The following is a 19,647-nucleotide window of genomic DNA, read 5'->3' on the forward strand; positions in this document are numbered from 1 at the left end:
ATGGAAGGTTATTGGATATGGTGTGGTTCCGTCGTGCAGGGCGAGGACGGCAAATTCCATATGTTTGCCTCGCGCTGGCCGAAGACTCTGCCGATGCACCCCGGCTGGATGACGGCTTCAGAGATTGTCAGGGCGGACTCGGATACGCCCGAGGGACCGTACCAATTCCGCGAGGTGGCGCTTCCGGCGAGGGGAGCGCAATATTGGGACGGACGCTGCACGCACAACCCCCATATCGTTAAGCACAACAACAAATATCTACTTTATTATACGGGCTCGACCCATCCGCTGGGCGATCCGGAGCCGCCCGAAAATTTCGGGTTAACCGATCCGCAATGCATCGTGGCGCGGGCGAACAAACGGGTAGGCCTGGCTATCGCAGACAGCGTATTCGGTCCTTGGTACAGAGCGGACGAACCGATATTGCCAACACGCCCCGGCCGATTCGATAGCTTTCTGACCTCCAATCCGGCTCCGTGTGTCCGGGAGGACGGTTCCGTGCTGCTGATCTACAAGGCACGAAGCTACGAAGGCAACCTGCATGGCGGCATGACTATTGGCGTCGCGTATGCGGATCACTACGAGGGACCATACCGGGTGCTGAGCGGAGAGCCGGTGTTTCCTCCGGAGTCGTTCCATATCGAAGATCCGTTCATCTGGCAAACAGCGAAAGGATACCATTTGATCGCCAAAGATATGGAAGGGCGTCTATGTGGTGAAAAATACGGCGGCATCTACGCTGGGTCTCCAGACGGGCTGAAATGGACCTTGCATGGACAGCCGCAAAGCTATTCCCGGACGGTACGTTATGATGATGGAACGGTGCAGACGCTGGGAAATCTGGAGCGGCCATTCCTGCTTTTCCAGAACGGCAAGCCGACACATTTGTTCGCGGCCGTCTCGGACGGCATCGACGGTTTTATGGATGCTTCCGATACATGGAACATGGTTATACCTTTAAAGCAATGATACATGGGGGAGTTTGCGGTGAGCAATTGCGTGGCGTCAAGCGATTGTTATGTGGCTATGACGTATAACCACTGCACTGAATTGATCGAAATGTAGTATGTTATCCATATTTGTATATGACAAAATTGCATAAAAGAGTGTTACAGAAAACCCGATCCAATGAGATCGGGTTTTCTGTAACATCTTTAAATATGATAGCGCTCTTCAAAACAGAATTATGAATCACTATCCACTTGTCTCAAACAAACCTCCGACTCGTTTTCATCCCATCACAGCGAAACACAATCTTTTTATCCTCAATAAACGTCTCTAGATGAACATTCTTCCCCAGAAGCTGAACGACATGGAGAAGCGTGCGCTCCACATACTTCAGATCCTTAACCATCAATCTAGGGAAACCACCGTTTACTTTTGAATAAACAAGTTGATCGCGAATTTTCTCCCACGATTTATTGGATATAAGCGAGCACATGGGCGACGATAAGTACATTTTGAATTAGAGATTCATAACCGGGGGGCAGTCCCGTCTATCCCCCTTTAGGACACCTTTTTTGTACCTCTTCCTGCTAGTTAATCTGTACCAGCTGCCATTGCTGATTGAGATTGCCGCTGTATAAGTTTTGCTGAATATTCGCGCCATCAGTCGTGGAGGAGCCGGCGACTTCTACCGCTTTGTTGCTATTCACATTCAAGATGCTCCAGTAACCGTTGCTGAGCTTGATCAATCGGAACTGCTGCGCGGTATTGGAGAGATCCTGCATAAGCTGAATCGCTTCCCCGTTGTTTTTTGTCCCGTTACGAACATCCATGACTTTGTTGTCAGTTGAGCTTACGCTTCGCAATTCGTAATAGTTATTGTAGGTGCCTTGATCCGTGACGATCCAGCGCTGAGCTGTCGTATTATTGTCTGCTCGCTGTTGAAGCTGCAACGCGTTAGTATTCTGGCCGCCTGGAACCTCGAGTATTTTACCCGAAGCACGGTTGACGAGCTTGTAAGTTGCGCCATTCGTGACTCCATTCCATATACCATTCCAAGGATTGAACTGCGCACGTTCATAGTACCATTCGAATATAAATCGGGCCATGCCGTCCCGGGCAGTGTTGCCATCATACATCAATCCGCCTGTTGGGTCTGCAAATGAGCTTCTCGTGCCGTGATTCAACAAAAATCCATTCATATGGACAGCGATGCTCACATTGCCCGCTGCCGTGAAGATCGCTTTGGTATTTTTGCCGAAGCCTGCGTTCGAGCCGTTGAACAGATCCCAGTAGGAAGAGTCTCCCGGTTGGGTCTTGAACCAGGTTGTCTCCGTAATATTAATTGGATAATTATCAGCGCAAGGCTTAATATTGGTATCCCATTGCTGTTGCAAAGGAGTGTAGTCATCATAAGCGCCATAGCCCGGATACCAATGTACGGAATAACCTATATTGTTCAGTGAATCCGTCAATGGATAGGCTGCGCATAGCTGATAGTATTGATCCCAACCAAGTCCCGATGCCCAGATGACGTTATCCGCGCCTTTGCTGCGAATTGTGGAGATCATGGAATTTTGGAAATTTTTGAGCGAGTTCCAGTACGCAATGAAATTGGATTGGGAAGGATGACCGCCCCAGACGCCATTGACATCAGACAGCACGGGCTCGTTAATGAGCTCGAACATAACATTGTCAGCGCTCTTGATTCCTGGCTGATCAGCGAGGTAACCCCAAATCTGATTAAACTTTGCGAGATTGGCAGGGGTTGTTGCTTGGTTGTTGCTTAAAGTGAAATCTAGGCCGAGGGTGACATACAGGCCCTTGGTCTTGGCATAGTTGATATAAGGAATGATGACGTTCTGAGTAACGGCTTGAAGGCCGGCAAAATTGTACGTGCCCGCCGCTACGTCGCCCATGTCTTCCCGGTCAATGAATAGACGTACCTGATTCATATACCATCCATGGTTGTTGCCATATTTGGCCGAGGTGCTTGTAAAGGTGTCGGTGATATCTTTCAAATACGCTAAGATCGCCGCATGTCGATTCCCGCCATTCTGATTCAGGTAGTAATTGCTGTTCTGGTACGTCCAGTAAGCGCCCGAAGGCTGATGCCACCCGCTTAGCAAAACAGGCTGTCCACTGCTGTTCACCAATTGGTTGCCGCTTACATGGAGCTTGGACATCGGCATGCCAACCCACGCATCTGCCTTCTTGCCGCTCAGCAATAATGGCGACATCACTAGCGCCACAAGCAGCAGAAGCTTCATTGCCAAACTGACTTTCTTTTTAATCATTAATACTCATCTCCTTTTTTTTGTTTTACATATGTTAATTCATGGTAGTACAAGGGTGTGGTGAAGCATACGGTGGATGAGGTACCCAGAGCTGATTCAGAAGTGAAGAATAACGATTCATAACCATTTAGACTTCAGGAGAGGAGAAAATGAAAGAGGTAAATTATTTGTAAAATTAATATGTATGCGCTTACAAAAATGAGTTTACTATTCGTTTGACACTATCAACAACCTGTCTAATTATGGTTCTGAAACCCTTCTAACTCTATCTTTAACGTACAAGTGATAGTAACAATTGACAGGTTGTTTGTTCATTATGGAAAGTTTATACTTTTCGCAGTTAAGTAGGTGTAAACAGGAAGGGGAAGGAAAAAGGATGAGTTCAATTAACTATGATTTGCTAAGACGTGCCGTTCCGACGAGTTATGACCAGTACAGGGAAGATATTTCCCACGGCAAAATTGAAACGGTTGAATATTTCTCTAAGACAATAGGATGCAAGCGTAGAGCGATGATTTACATCCCTCCAGGTTACCCGGATGGTCAAGGGGAATATAACGTTCTTTATTTATTGCATGGTATCGGCGGAGACGAAGAGGAATGGTACAATCATGCGGGTCCGCAAGTGATTCTTGATAATTTGTATGCAGACAATAAACTTGCGCGCATGATTGTGGTTCTACCTAACGGCCGTGCCATGCAGAACGACCGAGCGGAGGGCAATTTATTCGACGCGGACAAATTAAAGGCGTTTGAGGATTTCGAATTCGATTTGCTTTATGATCTCATTCCTTATGTGGAATCGAACTATACGGTTCTGACGAGGAGAGAGAACCGTGCTCTAGCCGGTTTATCGATGGGAGGAGGACAATCGCTCAATATCGGATTAGGCAATCTAGATCATTTTGCTTGGATTGGAGGTTTTTCCTCTGCGCCAAACACGAAGGAACCCGAGTTGCTTGTCCCGAATCCGGAAGATGCGGCGGCTAAGCTGAGTTTGCTCTGGTTGTCATGCGGACTTCTGGACAATCTTAAGCATGTCAGCGACCGGACACATGCCTATTTGGAGAGGAACGATGTACCCCATATTTGGTACGAGGAGAGCGGCGGCCACGATTGGCCGGTTTGGAAAAACGATTTATACCATTTTTCCCAACTCATTTTTAGATAGCCTGTCTAGCGTCTGATCCCTTAGAGGTACACGAGTGAAATAATAACCATGGTATCATGACAATTTGGATTCTCAACAATCGGAGCATCACCTTATTAAGGTGATGCTTTTGTGTTGTTCCACTTTTGATTGTAAGACGAAACACGAAGAATAGACAACGAGGATGATATTTGGAAATCAGGTTAAGAGGTAACTTTCTAATAAATGAGATCACCTGAGATAGAGAATTCCAATTTCCAACTTCATTATAATAAATCTATCCTATTGAAATAGAGTGAGGTTAAATGCTATGTCAATTCCTTCATCTGTAAATTTTTCTGCTAAGCAAGCACATTCAATGCGACAGAGGGGCTACGTCCGTTTGCTGCGGAACATTGTGAAGTATCGCGTGCTGCTGCTTATGCTGCTGCCGACAAGCATCGTTTTTTTCATTAATTGTTATATTCCCATGTTTGGCGTTTTCATTGCTTTCAAGAACATTAACTACATCGACGGAATTATGGGCAGTCCGTGGGCAGGGCTCGACAATTTCCGTTTTCTCTTCGCTACTTCCGATGCGTGGCGAGTAACGATTAATACGGTCGCCTACAATGTTGTCTTTATTGTGACCGGTCTTATTCTCTCCGTTGCGATCGCCATTGCCGTTAATGAGGTACGTGCCAGGCTTGCATCGCGACTCTATCAGACAGTGATGATCATGCCGAATTTTTTGTCTATGGTCGTCGTTAGCTATATCGTGTACGCCTTTCTGCACCCTGAATACGGTTTCCTGGTCAAATACGTTTTGCCTTTGTTCGGACACTCTTCATTTAATGCTTATATGCACCCGGAGGCTTGGCCTTATATTCTGTGGTTAACGAAAATGTGGCATTCCGTCGGCATAGGGAGCGTCATTTACTTGGCAGCAATAACTGGCATCAGCGAGGAGCTGTATGAAGCAGCGGTCATGGATGGAGCCAGCAAGTGGCAGCAGATCATCCGAATTACAATTCCGCTCCTGACTCCCGTGATGGTCATTCTGACGATATTGAATTTGGGCGGCTTATTCCGCTCTGATTTCGGATTATTCTATCATGTTACGCTCGACTCGGGCGCATTGCGCTCCACGACGGATGTCATCGATACGTATGTCTATAGAGGACTGATTCAGCTCAATGACTTGGGAATGTCCTCCGCAGCTAATTTTTACCAATCGGTAGTTGGATTTTTCCTTGTTATCGGAGCAAATAGCCTGGCTCGTAAGCTTAATCGCGACACGGCACTTTTCTAGAATGGAGAATCAAAATGAACAAAGCAACGAACGTTAAACCGTACCAAAAGGTGTCTAAGCTAGCTGCGATATTGCTTCATATTATTTTCATCGCATTCAGTCTCGCTTGCATTTTGCCGATCTTGCTGATCGTCGCCATCTCGTTTTCAAATGAAAAGCTTCTAACGTTAAAGGGCTACAAGTTCTGGCCTGACGAGTTCGATGGATCTGCATACCACTATCTTTTTGCCAATTCGTCTACTCTCATGAAGGCCTATGGGGTTAGCCTATCTGTTACCTTTATTGGTACTTTGCTGGCAGTGTTGTTAATTGCGTTATATGCGTATCCTATCTTTCGCAAAGATTTTCCGTTTAAAAAAACCTTTAATATTTATCTTTTGATTACGATGCTGTTCTCCGGTGGGCTTGTTCCTTTCTATCTGTTGTACGTCAACTATTTGGATCTGAAGGACACTTATGTCGCGCTTATCCTTCCAGGCCTTTCGAACGCGTTTTATATCTTCATTGCTCGTACATTTTTTCAGCAAACGATACCGGAAGAGATGATTGAATCGGGCAAGCTGGATGGAGCGTCGGAGTGGCGAATTTTTCTCCAGCTTGTACTTCCCATTTCACTTCCAGTGCTGGCAACCATCGGATTGTTCACAACGCTGATGTATTGGAACGATTGGTTCAACTCCTTGTTGTTCATTAACGATAGCGATAAATTTTCTTTGCAGTATGTGATGATTCAAATGATTCGCCAAGCGGAGTTTTTCAAAAATCAATTGGCGGGGAGTGGAGTAGCTCTGCTTGTGCAGCAATCGGTACCGACGGAAAGTCTGCGGATGGCGATGGTAGTCGTCTCCATTGGTCCTATCCTGTTCGTTTATCCATTCTTTCAGAAGTACTTTACCAAGGGGCTCACCATTGGAGCCATCAAAGGTTAATTCGTCTAGCTCTGGCTTAACGGCCGGTTAGAATATATGAAAATTTATAGGGGGTTCAAGAAATGAAGAAAACGAAAGGGTGGGGCATGGCGCTTGCTTGGGTAACCGCGACTATGCTGGTCATGTCAGGCTGCAGCACCAATTCAGGATCATCCGGTTCACCTAATGCAGAACCGCTGTCAACAAGCAAGCCATCCGAGGATATCGGATCAAGCAATCCCGATATATCCACCTACCGCAAGCTCAAAGTATATACGGTAGGCAATTTTCCGCAAAACGACTCCAAGGCAGTTGTAGAAGAAATCAATAAATACTTGAAAGAAAAAATCAACGCCGAAATCGACTTTCAGGGACTGCCTTGGTCCTCCTGGTCTGAGAAGATGGCGCTGGCCTATCAATCCGGAGAGCAAGTAGACTTAACTTTTGCTCCGAACTGGGCGGATTTTTCCAACAACGTAACCAAAGGGGCGTTTCTCCCGCTGGACGATTTGTTGGCCAAATACGGACAAGGGATTATGGAGACACTGGATCCTCGTTTTCTCGATGGCGGCAAAGTAGATGGGAAAATCTACGCGATCCCAACCAACAAAGAAATCGGCGAGAGCCACACGATTATGTTCAGGAAAGATCTTATCGATAAATACGGATTTGAAATCAACTCGATCAACACACTGGAAGATCTGGAGCCGTGGCTTCAAACCATTAAAGATAAGGAACCAGGGCTTGCTCCAATCTGGCTATCAGGCAGTGGCTCCGATACGCTGAGTTACTTCGATAAAACAAGGCCGAGCATGGAAGAAAACTTCCGTTACGAGCTTGTAGCCGGAGCACCTGCTGGAATCGTATTGGATACAAAGACAGATAAGATGATCATCAGCTCGATGGAGTCCGATGCGGCTATTTACAGGATGAGGCTCTATAGCGACTGGTTCAAAAAGGGATTCATTAACCAAGATGCCGCAACGACCAAAACGAGCGCCGAAGACGCATTAAAGGCAGGCAAAACTTGGATGAAGTTCGGTTCCGATAAACCTGATTCGGACAAGGAAGATTCCAGTGCCACGGGTATTGAACTCGTCAAGCTTAGAGGGAATGATCCCGAAATCAGTACAGCCAGCGTCAGCAACTCCATGATGGCGATCGGGCGCACATCCGTCGATCCCGAGCGGACAATGATGCTTCTGAACCTTCTCCATACCGATAAAAATATTGTCAACCTGATCGATTTCGGTGTGGAAGGACGGCAATATGTCAAGGTAGAGGACAAGGATAATTTCATTAAGCTGAAAGATGGCATTGCTACCCGTGCGGATACGGGGTGGGCGCCAGGAATCGAGTGGATGTTCGGGAATCAGACCCTCACTTATTTATGGGAAGGCGAAAGCTCGGACAAATGGGAGAAGTTCAAAGCCTATAACGAAAAAGCTCACAAAGTAAGGTCGTTTGGCTTCAACTTCAATACAGACGCTGTCAAAACAGAGGTGTCCGTCGTCAGCAACATTATCAAGGAATATCGTCCGCTGCTTGAAACGGGCAGCTTGGATGCCGACAAGGTATTGGCAGAATACAACGACAAGCTAAAGGCCAACGGTATCGAGAAAATCCGCGCCGAAGTTCAGAAGCAGTACGATGAGTGGAAGGCGAAGCAGTCATAAGCAGGCAGGGGAAAGACCGAAATGGTCTTTCCCCTTTCGTGCCGCATGGGCGTTCATATACTAGACAAAGGAGTGGAACTGTGGGACTTTCATTGCAATTTAAAGTAAGCGCACTCGTCCTGCTATTAGTGGCGCCACTTTTTTTCTTGCTTTACTACACCAATATCTACTCCACAAATATTGTTCGTGAGAAAGTAGCGAAATCCGCATCGGACACGTTGACCCTTCATTTAGGCGCTCTTGATGAGCTGCTGGAGCAGACCAGTACTTATTTGCTGCGAACGGCAAATGAAAGCATGCTGCTCGAGCTATACTCGGAGAGCGACCCAGACAGTGTAAACTATTATTTATCTATCAGAAAATTAATGGATCAATGGTATAGCGATGTTAGCTACTACTCTATTATTCGCAGTGTATTCGTGTATCATCTTGACCGGGAGGAGTTATTCCTCAGCAGTCAAAAGGAGTATTACGAGGAGAAGGAGGCTATCCGTGCCGGTCTGTCCGCTCGGCTGAAGAAGTTCAAGCTTCCGACGTCCTTGAAGTGGGAAATCATTAACGTCGGCGGCGAGCCGGTCTTATTTAAGGCACTTCCGGATAAAAGTGGAAGGCTGCTCATCGGTGTACTTGTCAGCATTGATTCCTTAGCTCAGCCTCTAATCCGACTGGAGTCTGTAGAGAGCGATGAGAAAATCGGCATTATATCCAAAGAGGGGCATCTGTTGTGGGGGCAGTTCGGCAATGAGGATCTTGTCCGCATCCGTAGCCATCTGAACGATCAATCGAATCGCTCTAGCGCTTCTATTCCACTTAGTGACGGCAGCAGCTATTTGTTCGTAGGCAAACCGTCTCTTTTTTCGGATCTCAACGTTTTCATTTTATTGGACGAAGAATTGCTGCTGGACGAGCTGCCTCTGTTCCAACGCGTAATTAAGGTCATTCCCATAGCGGTAGTTGTCATTCTAGTTGCATTGTTCTTTCTATTAAGCCGGCTTGTATTTAAACCCATTCAGCAGTTGGCAAGCGGGATGCGCATACTTGGAAAGGGACAGCTGGATTACCGTTTAAAGGAAGAGAAATCCAAGGAGTTCCAACTGATTACACAACAGTTCAATCGGATGGCTGAACAAATTGGGAATTTAAAAATCTTCGTATATGAAGAGCAAATGAAAGTGCAGCAAGCCGAACTTAAGCATCTTCAGGCCCAGATCAATCCCCATTTTTTCATGAATTCCTTAAATATCGTCTTCCATCTTGTAGAGCTTCAGAAGTATTCACTGATTAAAAAGATGATCAGCCACCTCGTCTCCTATTTCCGGTTCATCATGAGCACCAACGATGCGTGGATTACGCTTGTTAGCGAATTTAATCATATCCGAAACTACCTTGAAATCCAAATGGTTATGTACCCGAACAAGCTGAGTTTTCACGAACGGGTGCCCAAGGAACTTGAGAACGTCCTTGTGCCGCCATTGCTTGTACAACCGTTCGTGGAGAATGCTATGAAGCATGGATTTATTAATAATGCCAAGCATTTTGAAGTCAACGTCACGGTAAGTAAAGAAACTAGTAAAGAAGGGGATTCATGCATGGCCATCGAAATCCGCGACTCTGGACCTGGATTCTCCGAGCAGCAATTGGTCATGCTTAACCTTGGCTTATATGAAAAGGAGCCCACAGACCGTCAACTGGGGATATGGAATGTGCGCAGACGCTTGATTATGTTCTATGATGGACGCGCGAATATAGCCTTCAGCAATGATCCACAGGGCGGCGGAATAGTGAATATCAAATTGCCTATGCAAAGGAGGCTTTGATCATCGTATGTATAGAATCTTAATTGTTGATGACCAATATTTTGCCTTGCTCGGTTTGCAGCAAGGCGTGAACTGGAGCGTGCTGGGCGTTACGCACATTAGTTTGGCGGAGAACGTGGATCAAGCGTTGAAGATACTAAGGAACACTACTATTGACTTACTAATTTGCGATATCGAAATGCCGGGGAGCAGCGGTTTGGATTTGTTGGCCTGGGTGGAGCAGCATTCGCCGTACACTTTGACGATTATGCTTACTTGTCATGCGGACTTTGAGTACGCGCAGCGCGCCATCCATCATGGAGCATTCCATTATTTGCTGAAGCCCGTCGATTATGAGCAATTGAAGAAAGTGGCCAGCGATGCTTTTGCAGAGGTCGGTAGGCAAAAAGAACAAAAAAAGTTTGAAGCTCTGATGCAGGACTATCGAAGAAAATGGGAACATCAGCTGCCTATATTGGTGGAACGCTTCTGGCAGGACATCCTTAGTCAGCGCGCATCTCTGCTCCCGGACTCGCTGCAAAGATCCGCTCAAACTTGTGGCTTGTCGATCAAGCCTGATGATCGTTATATCCTGGTTCTGTTTGGACTTGAGCAATGGAAAGATAATCTGAGCGCGCGTGATGAAGCCATTATGGAATACGCGCTTCGCAATTTGGCTGGAGAACTGCTTCTGCTAGAGCTGGAAGGTGTTGTATTTCAGGATCATACAGGGCTTAATCTGGCGATCGTATATGTGAGAAGTGAAGAAACCTCTATTAGCAGCGTGCTTAATCACAATTGCCGTCAGTTTCTGAACGAGTGCGAACGGCTTCTTCATTGCTCCTTATCTATTTATATTAGCCCGACGGTAGTATTACCGCAAATCGTTAGCGCCTACACGTATGTGACAGAGAGAGAGCAGCACAATTTAACTCGATCCCGGCAAGTATTCATGCCTGCCTCTACTCCTATGGAAAAAAGCATGAAACAATTGCAGGCTGTAGCTCCACTAAGCTTATTTGCGGAGTGGTCCACTATTATGGAGCTTGGTGAGTTAGAAGAGCTGGATCGCCGCGTGAAGCAATGGTTCTGGAGCAGTGAAGGAAATACATGGACAAAGGAATCTCATCATCAGTTTATCCACGGTATTCTCTTCATTATTCACACCATATTGGCCCAAAAAGGTTTATCTATTCACAAGTCGGCCGAATTAAAGAGCTTGACAGATAAGGAAAGCTATCCCAAGCACTCGGATGCCCTGCAACAATGGACGAGATGCTGCCTGAAGGCAACCGTACGACTTCTCACGGTAAGCAACAAAGTATCTTCTGCTGTGGTTACCAAGATTAGACATTACATTCGTTCACGATTGAACCAGGAGATTACCCGGGAGGAAATGGCTGCCCATGTCTATCTGAACCCGGCGTATTTATCCAGATTGTTCAAGAAGGAGACCGGGTTATCTTTGTCGGATGCCATCATTCAGGAACGAATCCAAGAGGCCAAACGATTGCTGGAAGAAACCGAATACAAGATTACAGACATTGCAGAGCGTATAGGTTATACCAGCTTAGGAAGCTTTTCGAACTTGTTCAAAAGAATTGTCAGCGTAACGCCACAGCAATATCGAGCACGGAAAAAACGGGATTAATTAATCATTTTATACAACGATACGGACTTTAAGAACGGCAAATATTTATCCGCCTGCTCCCTGATACTTGTTTGCGCCGTACATCCAAAAGCGGTAGCCTAGTCCATAAATCAGCGGACCCGCGAGCGGGACCAGCCACTTGGCCCAATGCGGTATTAGCGATGTCTCGTACGACAAAAGAAAGGCTGCAGGATAGAAATTGACAAAAGCGAGTGGAATGCCAACGGTCAAGAGCAGCTGAACCACTGTTCCGAATATGGGAAGAGGATAGGATATGAACTCCTTCAAATGGAAAAACAATGAAAACAAATATCCCGTCCTCACCCACACGAAGGTTGTAGCGCCAATAGCAGTGAGCAATCCAGCATGAATCATTGCACCGCTGATTAAAGCAAGCAGTAAATAGACATACTCTGTCCACGCCCACTGTAAATTTAATTGAGCGATGGCCCAAATCAATACAGTTCCGGAAATACTGATATGAGCGACGTATGCCAGGTTAAAACCGCGACTAATCAGGTATAAGTAGGGGTTGACAGGTTTAATGAGCAGCGTATCGAATGTGCCTTCCCGAACTTGACCTTCTAGACCCGACATTTGCACGAAAGAAAAGGATGCGCCAAGTGCATATGTAAATAATCCGATGCTATAAAGCAAAGCAATTTCAGGCCAGTTCCAGCCAGCAATCGAGTTGAATTGCTTCATAAACAGCCAAATGACAATATAGTCTCCTGCATAGGAAATGATTTGCGCGCAGGCAGAAAGTACAAAATCAGCTCGGTATTCCATTTTCTCTTTCAACAATAATCGAACCAGCTTACTGAAGAGTAATAAAGTCATAGTACGCCTCCTTTCTTATTAGCCTCCTTGAACGATTAATCGCCGTACGGCTTTGCCCCAAAGCCAATAGGCAACAACAAGCAACAAGATGATCCATACACATCCCAACGCGACGGTTCTCCATAATTCTGCCTCGTTCAGATTACCGAGATAAATCGCCGCAGGTACATAACCTAGATATTGGAATGGCAACAACTTGGCGACCGCTGCCCAAGAAGGGGAACAGAACCACAAGGGCAGAAACGAACCGCTGAAAATGGTAGTTAGGCCGCCAAGCGTCCAACTGAGCGCAAAATGGCTTAAGAACCAAAAGGCCAGAAGAGAAACAAGATAACCAAGAAGAAAAGAAAGTATTAAAGCCATTAGCAGAGCCACTAGGAAAGCAATGAAATGTATCGTGGAAGCAGGAGGAAGCATCCCGAACAAAATCCATGCAAGAATCAGAGAGGGGATAACTGTGAAAATGAACTGATAAAGCGATTGTCCAAGCCCGTCAAAAAGCAGATATAAAGGATAGGAGAGCGGCTTGACGAGCTCTGATGCGATACTGCCGGACTTAAGACTGCCGTCAACTTTACTGCTGACCCGGTTTAGCAAAAGAGCAAAAAGGAGGGTGTTTAGTATACTATATGTAATCATTTGTTCGACTGTCGTACTGGCTGAACCGCCATTTCCGATAACGGCCCTCCAAATCTCCACTTGGATGAGTATTGCAAAATAGTTGCCCAGCAGACGAAGCCATACTTCGGAACGATATGCTAACTGGTTAACAAAGGCCTTTAACGTAAACATAAAATAGGTCGACATTGTCTGCTCCTTCTCATCCGATTTTGCTGATCGTTTGTTCCTCTCTAGCTAGTTGAAGATACAACTTGCGTATTACAGATTCGATATCCAGGCTTTCAATAGAGGCGTCTTCTACAGGATATTGGGAGGCAATCCGGCTGACGTGTTCAAATACGGTTGATTCACCTCGCGGTACTAGAAATGTTTTGCGTATTCCCTCGTCCTGAAGCATCGTAATGCCAGGGATATCGATCAGCCCGGGATCGACTCGGAAATCGATGATAACTTTCCTTTCACTTCCTAGCTTAGCTCGCAAATCTTCAACAGAGCCATCGTAGACCAGGCTTCCTTTGTTAACGACAAGCATACGTGGGCAAATTTCTTCAATATCTTTCATGTCATGGGTAGTTAATACGATCGTTACTTTACGGTCCCGATTTACAGTGCGAAGAAAGCGCCGAATTTGATCCTTGGCCATGACATCTAGACCGATCGTTGGTTCATCGAGAAATAGAATTTTGGGCTCATGAAGCAGCGCCATGGCGATCTCAACTCGCATACGTTGCCCTAGGCTGAGCTGTCTTACAGGCTTCTGCACAAATTCATGGATGGAGAGCAGACTCATGCAAAGCTCCAGATTTTTACGAAAAGCAGAATCCGGTATTTTATAGATGTATTTGTGAAGATCAAAGGAATCAGTGACGGGAAGGTCCCACCATAATTGACTTCGTTGTCCGAAAACGACCCCGATTTGCTGTGCATTCGCTTTTCTTGCTTCATGCGGTACTGCGCCGAGTACTTTAATGTCTCCGTGCGTTGGGACCAGGATGCCTGTCATCATTTTAATCATTGTAGATTTACCCGCACCATTTGGTCCCAGATAACCAATGGCTTCTCCTTCATTGATCGTAAAGGACATATTGTTAACAGCATCTTCTTCCGTATATTGCCTTGTAAATAGACTTCTAACGGACCCAATCAGTCCAGGAAATCTTCGGTATTGCCGATACGTCTTCGTAATTCGGTTAACAGCTATTATACTCACATCGTCACCTGCCTTTAGAATTTATCGCTACTTCGATTATTTACAGCTTAACAATCTTAAGGGATATTGGCAGTAAATTCAATAAAATGTAAAATAAACTATGATTTGACGGGTGAATGATCAGCTAATTGACAGGTTGTTTCCAATTCCACTATGTAGTAAATTTTGAATTACTAATTATTGGAGGAAGAAACGGCCTTGGAGAAAATTAAACTTACAATTCAACATATTAAAGTGATTATTGCTAATAACTTATTTGTGTTCAGATTAGCTTGGAGTATGCATCCACAGAGAGTGCTGGCGGATTTTGCAGTTCAAGCCGGTAGAATGATTGGCAATGTGTTTTTTTCTGTATATTTCATGAAGTACCTCATTGAGTCTATTTCAATCGAAAGGGACTTTCAGCAAATTATCCATTTCATAATTATGACGTTAGTGTTGATACTTGCTTTAATTTTACTGGACAATTGGTATGAAATTCGCTTCAAACCCTTAAGTGATCTCAAGTTATATGAGAAGCTGTATCTCATTCTCTTTCGGAAGGCAGCATCCGTAGAATTGAAATGTTTTGAGGATTATGAGTTTTATAACAAGTATACAAAAGCCATTCAAGAAGCCGATCAAAGAGTCAGCGCTGTTCTTGAAAATCTCTCAAGGGTGATATTCGTATCGCTCGCAACGATTAGCATATTTGCCGTGATGTACGCCATTGACCCATGGGTGGTATGGTTTGCTTTATTGCCTATTTTCGGAAATTTTTATTTTGGAAAAAAGCTTAACCGAATTCAGTTTCAACAAAATAATGAACGGGTACCCTACCAACGAAAAATGGATTATGTCAACCGTGTCATCTATTTATCCCACTTTGCCAAGGAAATCCGTCTGTCCCGCATATTTTCAGTTCTGAGAAACACCTATATAGAAGGGTATGACGGTGCCATTTCGGTCGTTCATAAGTATCGAGTCAAAGCAGGAGTTGTTTCCTTTTTCAAGATATTTACAACCTTTACACTAATATTCCAAGGGGTTCTGTTGTATGGAGCTTATTTGGCTATTGTCAAGCAGTCGATTTCTATCAGTTCCTTTATCGTTCTGGGAAGCGCAATGGTCGGCGGTGCGTGGTCGCTCATCCGATTGTCTGATAGTTTTGTAGAAATTAATAAAAACGGCATTTACATTGAAAATTTAAAAACCTTTTTAAGCTACGTTTCCGAAATCGAGGAGCATGCCGGTCCAGTTAAAGCAATTGCGCCGCCAATACAGAAATTAACATTTAGGCATATTAACTTTACTTATGATGGGGCAGCTGAGGCTGCTATTCGCGATATTACGATAGAAGTTAATAAGAACGAGAAAATTGCTTTAGTCGGCCATAATGGCGCCGGCAAATCAACGCTAATCAAGCTCATGATGCGATTGTACGATCCTACTGACGGCGAAATATTATGGAATGGCCAAAATATTAAAGAGTTTGATCTCCTGTCATACCGCTCAATGTATGGAACCATATTTCAGGATTTCAAGATTTTTTCGATGACGATTGCAGAGAATGTGCTTATGCGTGATTTGGTTTCCGAAGCAGACCGCAAGCTCGTCATAGATGCACTCAAGAAAAGCAGAGTTTATGATAAGGTAGCCTCTTTGCCGGAGGGAATAAATACGATGCTCACGAAGGAGTTTGATGAACACGGGGTTGTTTTATCAGGCGGCGAGTTTCAAAAGATTGCGATAGCTAGAATCTTTGCGCAACAGGCTGAAATCCTCGTGCTTGATGAGCCTACGAGCGCGTTGGATCCGATTGCGGAATATGAAATTTTTGAAAGTATGATGGAAGCCTGCAAGGATAAAGCTGTTGTTATTATTTCTCATCGCATGTCATCAGCTATGCTTGCGGATCGTATTTATTTCATGGAGGATGGCGAAATCAGAGAGTCTGGTTCACATATGGAATTGATGCAGCTGCAGGGGAAATATGCGGAGCTATTCTTAAAGCAAGCGGAAAAGTATGTTGATCAAGAAGAGTTGGCAGGGGTGGTGAATCTGCATGAAGCCCAATAAGCATAGCTTTACTAGGGTCCTTAAAAATAATTGGTTTATTATGAAATACGGGCTGCGCCATTCCCGCAACTATATCATTTTTACATGCTTGTATGCATGCTTGCAGGAAATCGAAATTTTTATTGAGCATGTCATTTTGATTAAGTTTGTATTCGACAGTGTTCAATATGGAACTTCCTTCTCTACCGTTGCTTTATATATAGGACTTACAATTTTGTTTATCGCAATTTGTTTTGTGCTGGACAGCATCTATTTTCAAAGCGTTGAACCGAAAGGAAAAGAATTGCTGTATCAAAAAATAAGGATGGATCTCTACGAAAAAGCGATTAGCACCGATTTGGCCAACTATGATGATCCTGTTTATTATAATGATTATGTGTGGAGCGCCAATGATGCCCATAATCGAATTGATGCTACGATAAACAACATTAGAAAATTGTGCCGATCCGTCACGGTTATTATAACCTCTATAAGCTTTTTCTTGTTTGTTGACAAGCTTGGTTTGCTATTTGTGCTCGCGTCCTTCATTCTAACTCTGATTGTCAGCATGATCTCCAATAAAATCAGGTACAAAATGAGAATGGAGCTTAACGAAAAGGATCGTAAACGAATCTATCTGAAACGATTGTTTTACTTGGCTGATTACGCGAAGGAATTAAGACTTTATTCCATCAAGGAGAAATTTTTTAGAGATTTCTCCGATACGCATAAAGAAATGCACGGGATTGTTAAAAAACGTTCAAAAAAGCAGTTTTGGTTAAACTTCACCTCAGAGTATTTCTTCAATGAGTTGATATTGAGCGGCCTGTACGTGACTTATGTTGTCTTTATGACGTTAGTGAAAGGAACGTTAAGCTTTGGCAGCGCGGTTACACTGTTGAATTCATCATGGCGTCTAAAAGGCAACATGCAATATATGACGACGCTCATCAGTGAAATGCAAGAAAACAGCTTGTACATCGAGAAGTTAAGAAGTTTCCTGGAGCAAAAGAACGCACTGAAGGAAGTTGAAGATCCACTGCCTGTGCCGGATAAGTTTACTGGATTAATGCTAAAAGAGTTATCGTTCCAATATGGTCCATCCGGGCCGCGTATTCTTCATCATGTTAATTTCAGCATTAGGCCAGGTGAGAAAATTGCAATCGTTGGTTACAATGGTGCCGGAAAAACGACATTGACGAAGCTGATCATGCGTCTATACGATGCAAGCTCGGGAGAAATTCGTTTAAATGGGATACAAATCGATCAGTTCAAGCTGGATGATTATCGTATGAAGATTAGCTCAGTGTTTCAGGATCATCAGCTGTTCGCTGCTACGCTTTCCCAAAATGTCGTCATGAATCAGTTTTCATCCGGCGATTCATTTCTGGTAAGAGAAGCGCTGGAGAAAAGTGATTTTGGCAATAAGCTGCAGACCTTGCGATTGGGGACCGATACCTCCATTACCAAGGAGTTTGACGACGCCGGGATAGAGCTATCTGGTGGAGAGGCGCAGAAGGTAGCGATTGCAAGAGTGTTCGCCAAGCCGACTCTTCTCATCCTATTAGACGAGCCTTCCAGCGCCTTGGATCCAATGAGCGAATATCATTTGAATCAAGTGATGCTGGAGAAGGCAGAAGATCGACCCATCATTTTTATTTCACACCGCTTATCGACGACCAGAATGGCGGATCGCATACTCATGATGGAAAATGGTCAAATCATTGAGCAAGGCTCACACGAAGAACTTATGAGAATGGACGGGAAGTATGCTCAAATGTTTAACCTTCAGGCTTCACGTTACCGCGTGGTTGTAGGAGCTTGAAAAATAATGATTGTGGGGTGGCTTGGATAGTGGAATTTAAAGAAATAACGTGGGACAACTTTATTGAATGTATTGAGCTGAAAGTTGCAGAGGAACAGAAACGCTTTATCTCCTCTAATCAACATGCACTCGCAGAAGCATATATCGCATCAAAAGAGGGGCAGGTCATTATTACATTTGCTATTTATAAAAATGAGACTATGGTCGGCTTTATCATGATGTATTATGACGATGGAAATGGGAATTTCGAATACAGCAGCTATGGCGTTTTTAAAATCATGATTGATGGGCGATATCAAGGCAAAGGGTATGGGAAGGAAGCCATGGAAAAAGCTGTAGAATTCGCTAAGACATCTCCTCATGGTGAAGCGAGGGTCGTTGAAGTTACCTATAACCCCGAAAACATAATTGCGAAAAATTTATATGCCTCATTAGGATTTGTTGAAACAGGAAATACCCACCCTTCTGGTGAGGTATATGCTGAGTTTGTTCTACCTAAAACACCATATTTACGGAGTTTTTAAAGCAAGAATGTTATCTGAAGGAACCTGAAATAATTGAAAATACGAGGAGGAGAGTCTCATAGTTTCCATTCGAGATTGTACCGAGGCTGATCTTGATGCCGGCTTCATTGGTTGGTCCTGTAGCTGCATGGATGACCCATAAGGAGCAGGTCTTGAACAAAGTGGGTTCGCTACGTGGGACGATTAGAAAGTCATATTCGTAACCGAATAGTGGCAATGTATAGACCAAACAAGCAGTCGACCATGTCGGCTGCTTGTTTGTTTTTTAGTGCGATGAAATGAGTATCTGACCCATGCTCTTGTGTGGAAAATCCCATCATCTAACAGGTATAGAAACCATTGAACAAAAGGTTGTTTACAAAACATGTAAACGTTACACTTTTTTATGAAGAAAATATTTCGTATACATTGACGAACAAGCAAAAGGAGGATAAGCGTCATGAAATTCAAAAGGTTATTTGCAATCTTACTGCTAAAAACGGTCTTCATATCCGGCTGTACGACAATTGTAACAGAAGAGGCAGTGCCAGTTGAGATTGAGAAAAGTCAATCATTGATCATACAGCTTGTTTCCTGGGTCCCGATGGCTTCGTCAAACGAGGATAATCCGTTGAAGCAAAAAATCGACCGTTTCCGCGAAAAGTATCCGAATGTACAAATTACGATCAATTAGATGAACCCGTGAATGTTGGAGGAAAGTCGAATATTGAACAAGAAATATGGTTTAGCAGCACCAAGTCTCTTCAAGTGATCGTGAATGGACAGAATGGGAGAGAGGCGTTAGCAATATGCGAAAGAATTAGATATTGAATTTGGCTCTCGAGATTAGCATCTGGCATTACATTGTCATGTGAAGTAAAGGCGTAGAGGAGAAAT

15 protein-coding genes and 1 pseudogene are annotated in these 19,647 nt (G+C 44.4%); 11 read left to right on the forward strand and 5 right to left on the reverse strand.

The window, feature by feature from the left end; genetic code table 11:
- Positions 1 to 969 (forward strand): glycoside hydrolase family protein, encoded by a 969-nt coding sequence (locus tag AC1DM9_RS04260; RefSeq protein ID WP_477508898.1) that lies wholly within the window; start codon positions 1 to 3, stop codon positions 967 to 969.
- Between the two features lie 238 nt (positions 970 to 1,207).
- Here AC1DM9_RS04260 and AC1DM9_RS04265 read toward each other — a convergent pair.
- A pseudogene (locus AC1DM9_RS04265) lies at positions 1,208 to 1,429 on the reverse strand (stage V sporulation protein R); the annotation flags it as partial.
- 106 nt (positions 1,430 to 1,535) lie between these two features.
- Positions 1,536 to 3,242, reverse strand: coding sequence for an RICIN domain-containing protein (locus AC1DM9_RS04270; protein WP_477578703.1), 1,707 nt, complete (start codon positions 3,240 to 3,242; stop codon positions 1,536 to 1,538).
- 376 nt (positions 3,243 to 3,618) lie between these two features.
- On the opposite strand from AC1DM9_RS04270, the gene AC1DM9_RS04275 reads away from it, so the two are divergent.
- The 6 genes from AC1DM9_RS04275 (at position 3,619) to AC1DM9_RS04300 (ending at position 11,714) form a co-directional block, all read left to right on the forward strand.
- On the forward strand, positions 3,619 to 4,413 hold the full coding sequence (locus tag AC1DM9_RS04275; protein WP_441880443.1) for an alpha/beta hydrolase: 795 nt from the start codon (positions 3,619 to 3,621) through the stop codon (positions 4,411 to 4,413).
- 337 nt (positions 4,414 to 4,750) lie between these two features.
- Positions 4,751 to 5,683 carry an ABC transporter permease gene (locus AC1DM9_RS04280; protein ID WP_477578705.1) on the forward strand — a complete coding sequence of 311 codons (933 nt, stop codon included), beginning with the start codon at positions 4,751 to 4,753 and terminating at the stop codon, positions 5,681 to 5,683.
- A 14-nt stretch (positions 5,684 to 5,697) separates the two neighbouring features.
- Positions 5,698 to 6,612, forward strand: coding sequence for a carbohydrate ABC transporter permease (locus tag AC1DM9_RS04285; RefSeq protein ID WP_477578707.1), 915 nt, complete (start codon positions 5,698 to 5,700; stop codon positions 6,610 to 6,612).
- Between the two features lie 62 nt (positions 6,613 to 6,674).
- Positions 6,675 to 8,267: an ABC transporter substrate-binding protein gene (locus tag AC1DM9_RS04290; RefSeq protein ID WP_477578709.1), complete on the forward strand. Its 1,593-nt coding sequence runs from the start codon at positions 6,675 to 6,677 to the stop codon at positions 8,265 to 8,267.
- 80 nt (positions 8,268 to 8,347) lie between these two features.
- Positions 8,348 to 10,084: a sensor histidine kinase gene (locus tag AC1DM9_RS04295; protein WP_477578711.1), complete on the forward strand. Its 1,737-nt coding sequence runs from the start codon at positions 8,348 to 8,350 to the stop codon at positions 10,082 to 10,084.
- A 7-nt stretch (positions 10,085 to 10,091) separates the two neighbouring features.
- Positions 10,092 to 11,714: a response regulator transcription factor gene (locus AC1DM9_RS04300; protein WP_477578713.1), complete on the forward strand. Its 1,623-nt coding sequence runs from the start codon at positions 10,092 to 10,094 to the stop codon at positions 11,712 to 11,714.
- A 45-nt stretch (positions 11,715 to 11,759) separates the two neighbouring features.
- Here the strand turns inward: AC1DM9_RS04300 and AC1DM9_RS04305 are convergent, their stop codons facing one another.
- Genes AC1DM9_RS04305 through AC1DM9_RS04315 form a run of 3 tightly spaced genes read right to left on the reverse strand, consistent with a single transcriptional unit; the run spans position 11,760 to position 14,385 of the window.
- Positions 11,760 to 12,554 carry an ABC transporter permease gene (locus tag AC1DM9_RS04305; protein ID WP_441880453.1) on the reverse strand — a complete coding sequence of 265 codons (795 nt, stop codon included), beginning with the start codon at positions 12,552 to 12,554 and terminating at the stop codon, positions 11,760 to 11,762.
- An 18-nt stretch (positions 12,555 to 12,572) separates the two neighbouring features.
- Positions 12,573 to 13,361 carry an ABC transporter permease gene (locus AC1DM9_RS04310; protein ID WP_477578716.1) on the reverse strand — a complete coding sequence of 263 codons (789 nt, stop codon included), beginning with the start codon at positions 13,359 to 13,361 and terminating at the stop codon, positions 12,573 to 12,575.
- Positions 13,362 to 13,374: 13 nt separating this feature from the next.
- The gene (locus AC1DM9_RS04315) at positions 13,375 to 14,385 is read right to left on the reverse strand and encodes an ABC transporter ATP-binding protein (RefSeq protein ID WP_477578718.1); all 1,011 of its coding nucleotides are present in this window, start codon (positions 14,383 to 14,385) and stop codon (positions 13,375 to 13,377) included.
- Positions 14,386 to 14,583: 198 nt separating this feature from the next.
- On the opposite strand from AC1DM9_RS04315, the gene AC1DM9_RS04320 reads away from it, so the two are divergent.
- From AC1DM9_RS04320 to AC1DM9_RS04335, 4 genes are all read left to right on the forward strand, one after another.
- On the forward strand, positions 14,584 to 16,443 hold the full coding sequence (locus AC1DM9_RS04320; RefSeq protein WP_339204262.1) for an ABC transporter ATP-binding protein: 1,860 nt from the start codon (positions 14,584 to 14,586) through the stop codon (positions 16,441 to 16,443).
- Positions 16,430 to 18,247, forward strand: coding sequence for an ABC transporter ATP-binding protein (locus AC1DM9_RS04325; protein WP_477578720.1), 1,818 nt, complete (start codon positions 16,430 to 16,432; stop codon positions 18,245 to 18,247). The genes AC1DM9_RS04320 and AC1DM9_RS04325 overlap by 14 nt, the downstream gene beginning before the upstream one ends.
- A gap of 29 nt (positions 18,248 to 18,276) precedes the next feature.
- Complete coding sequence (locus AC1DM9_RS04330; protein ID WP_477578722.1) at positions 18,277 to 18,771, forward strand: GNAT family N-acetyltransferase; 495 nt, start codon at positions 18,277 to 18,279, stop codon at positions 18,769 to 18,771.
- Between the two features lie 439 nt (positions 18,772 to 19,210).
- Complete coding sequence (locus tag AC1DM9_RS04335) at positions 19,211 to 19,444, forward strand: hypothetical protein (RefSeq protein WP_477508891.1); 234 nt, start codon at positions 19,211 to 19,213, stop codon at positions 19,442 to 19,444.
- Positions 19,445 to 19,647 lie beyond the last annotated feature (203 nt).

The sequence above is a fragment of the Paenibacillus sp. 01T431 genome (assembly GCF_056398625.1).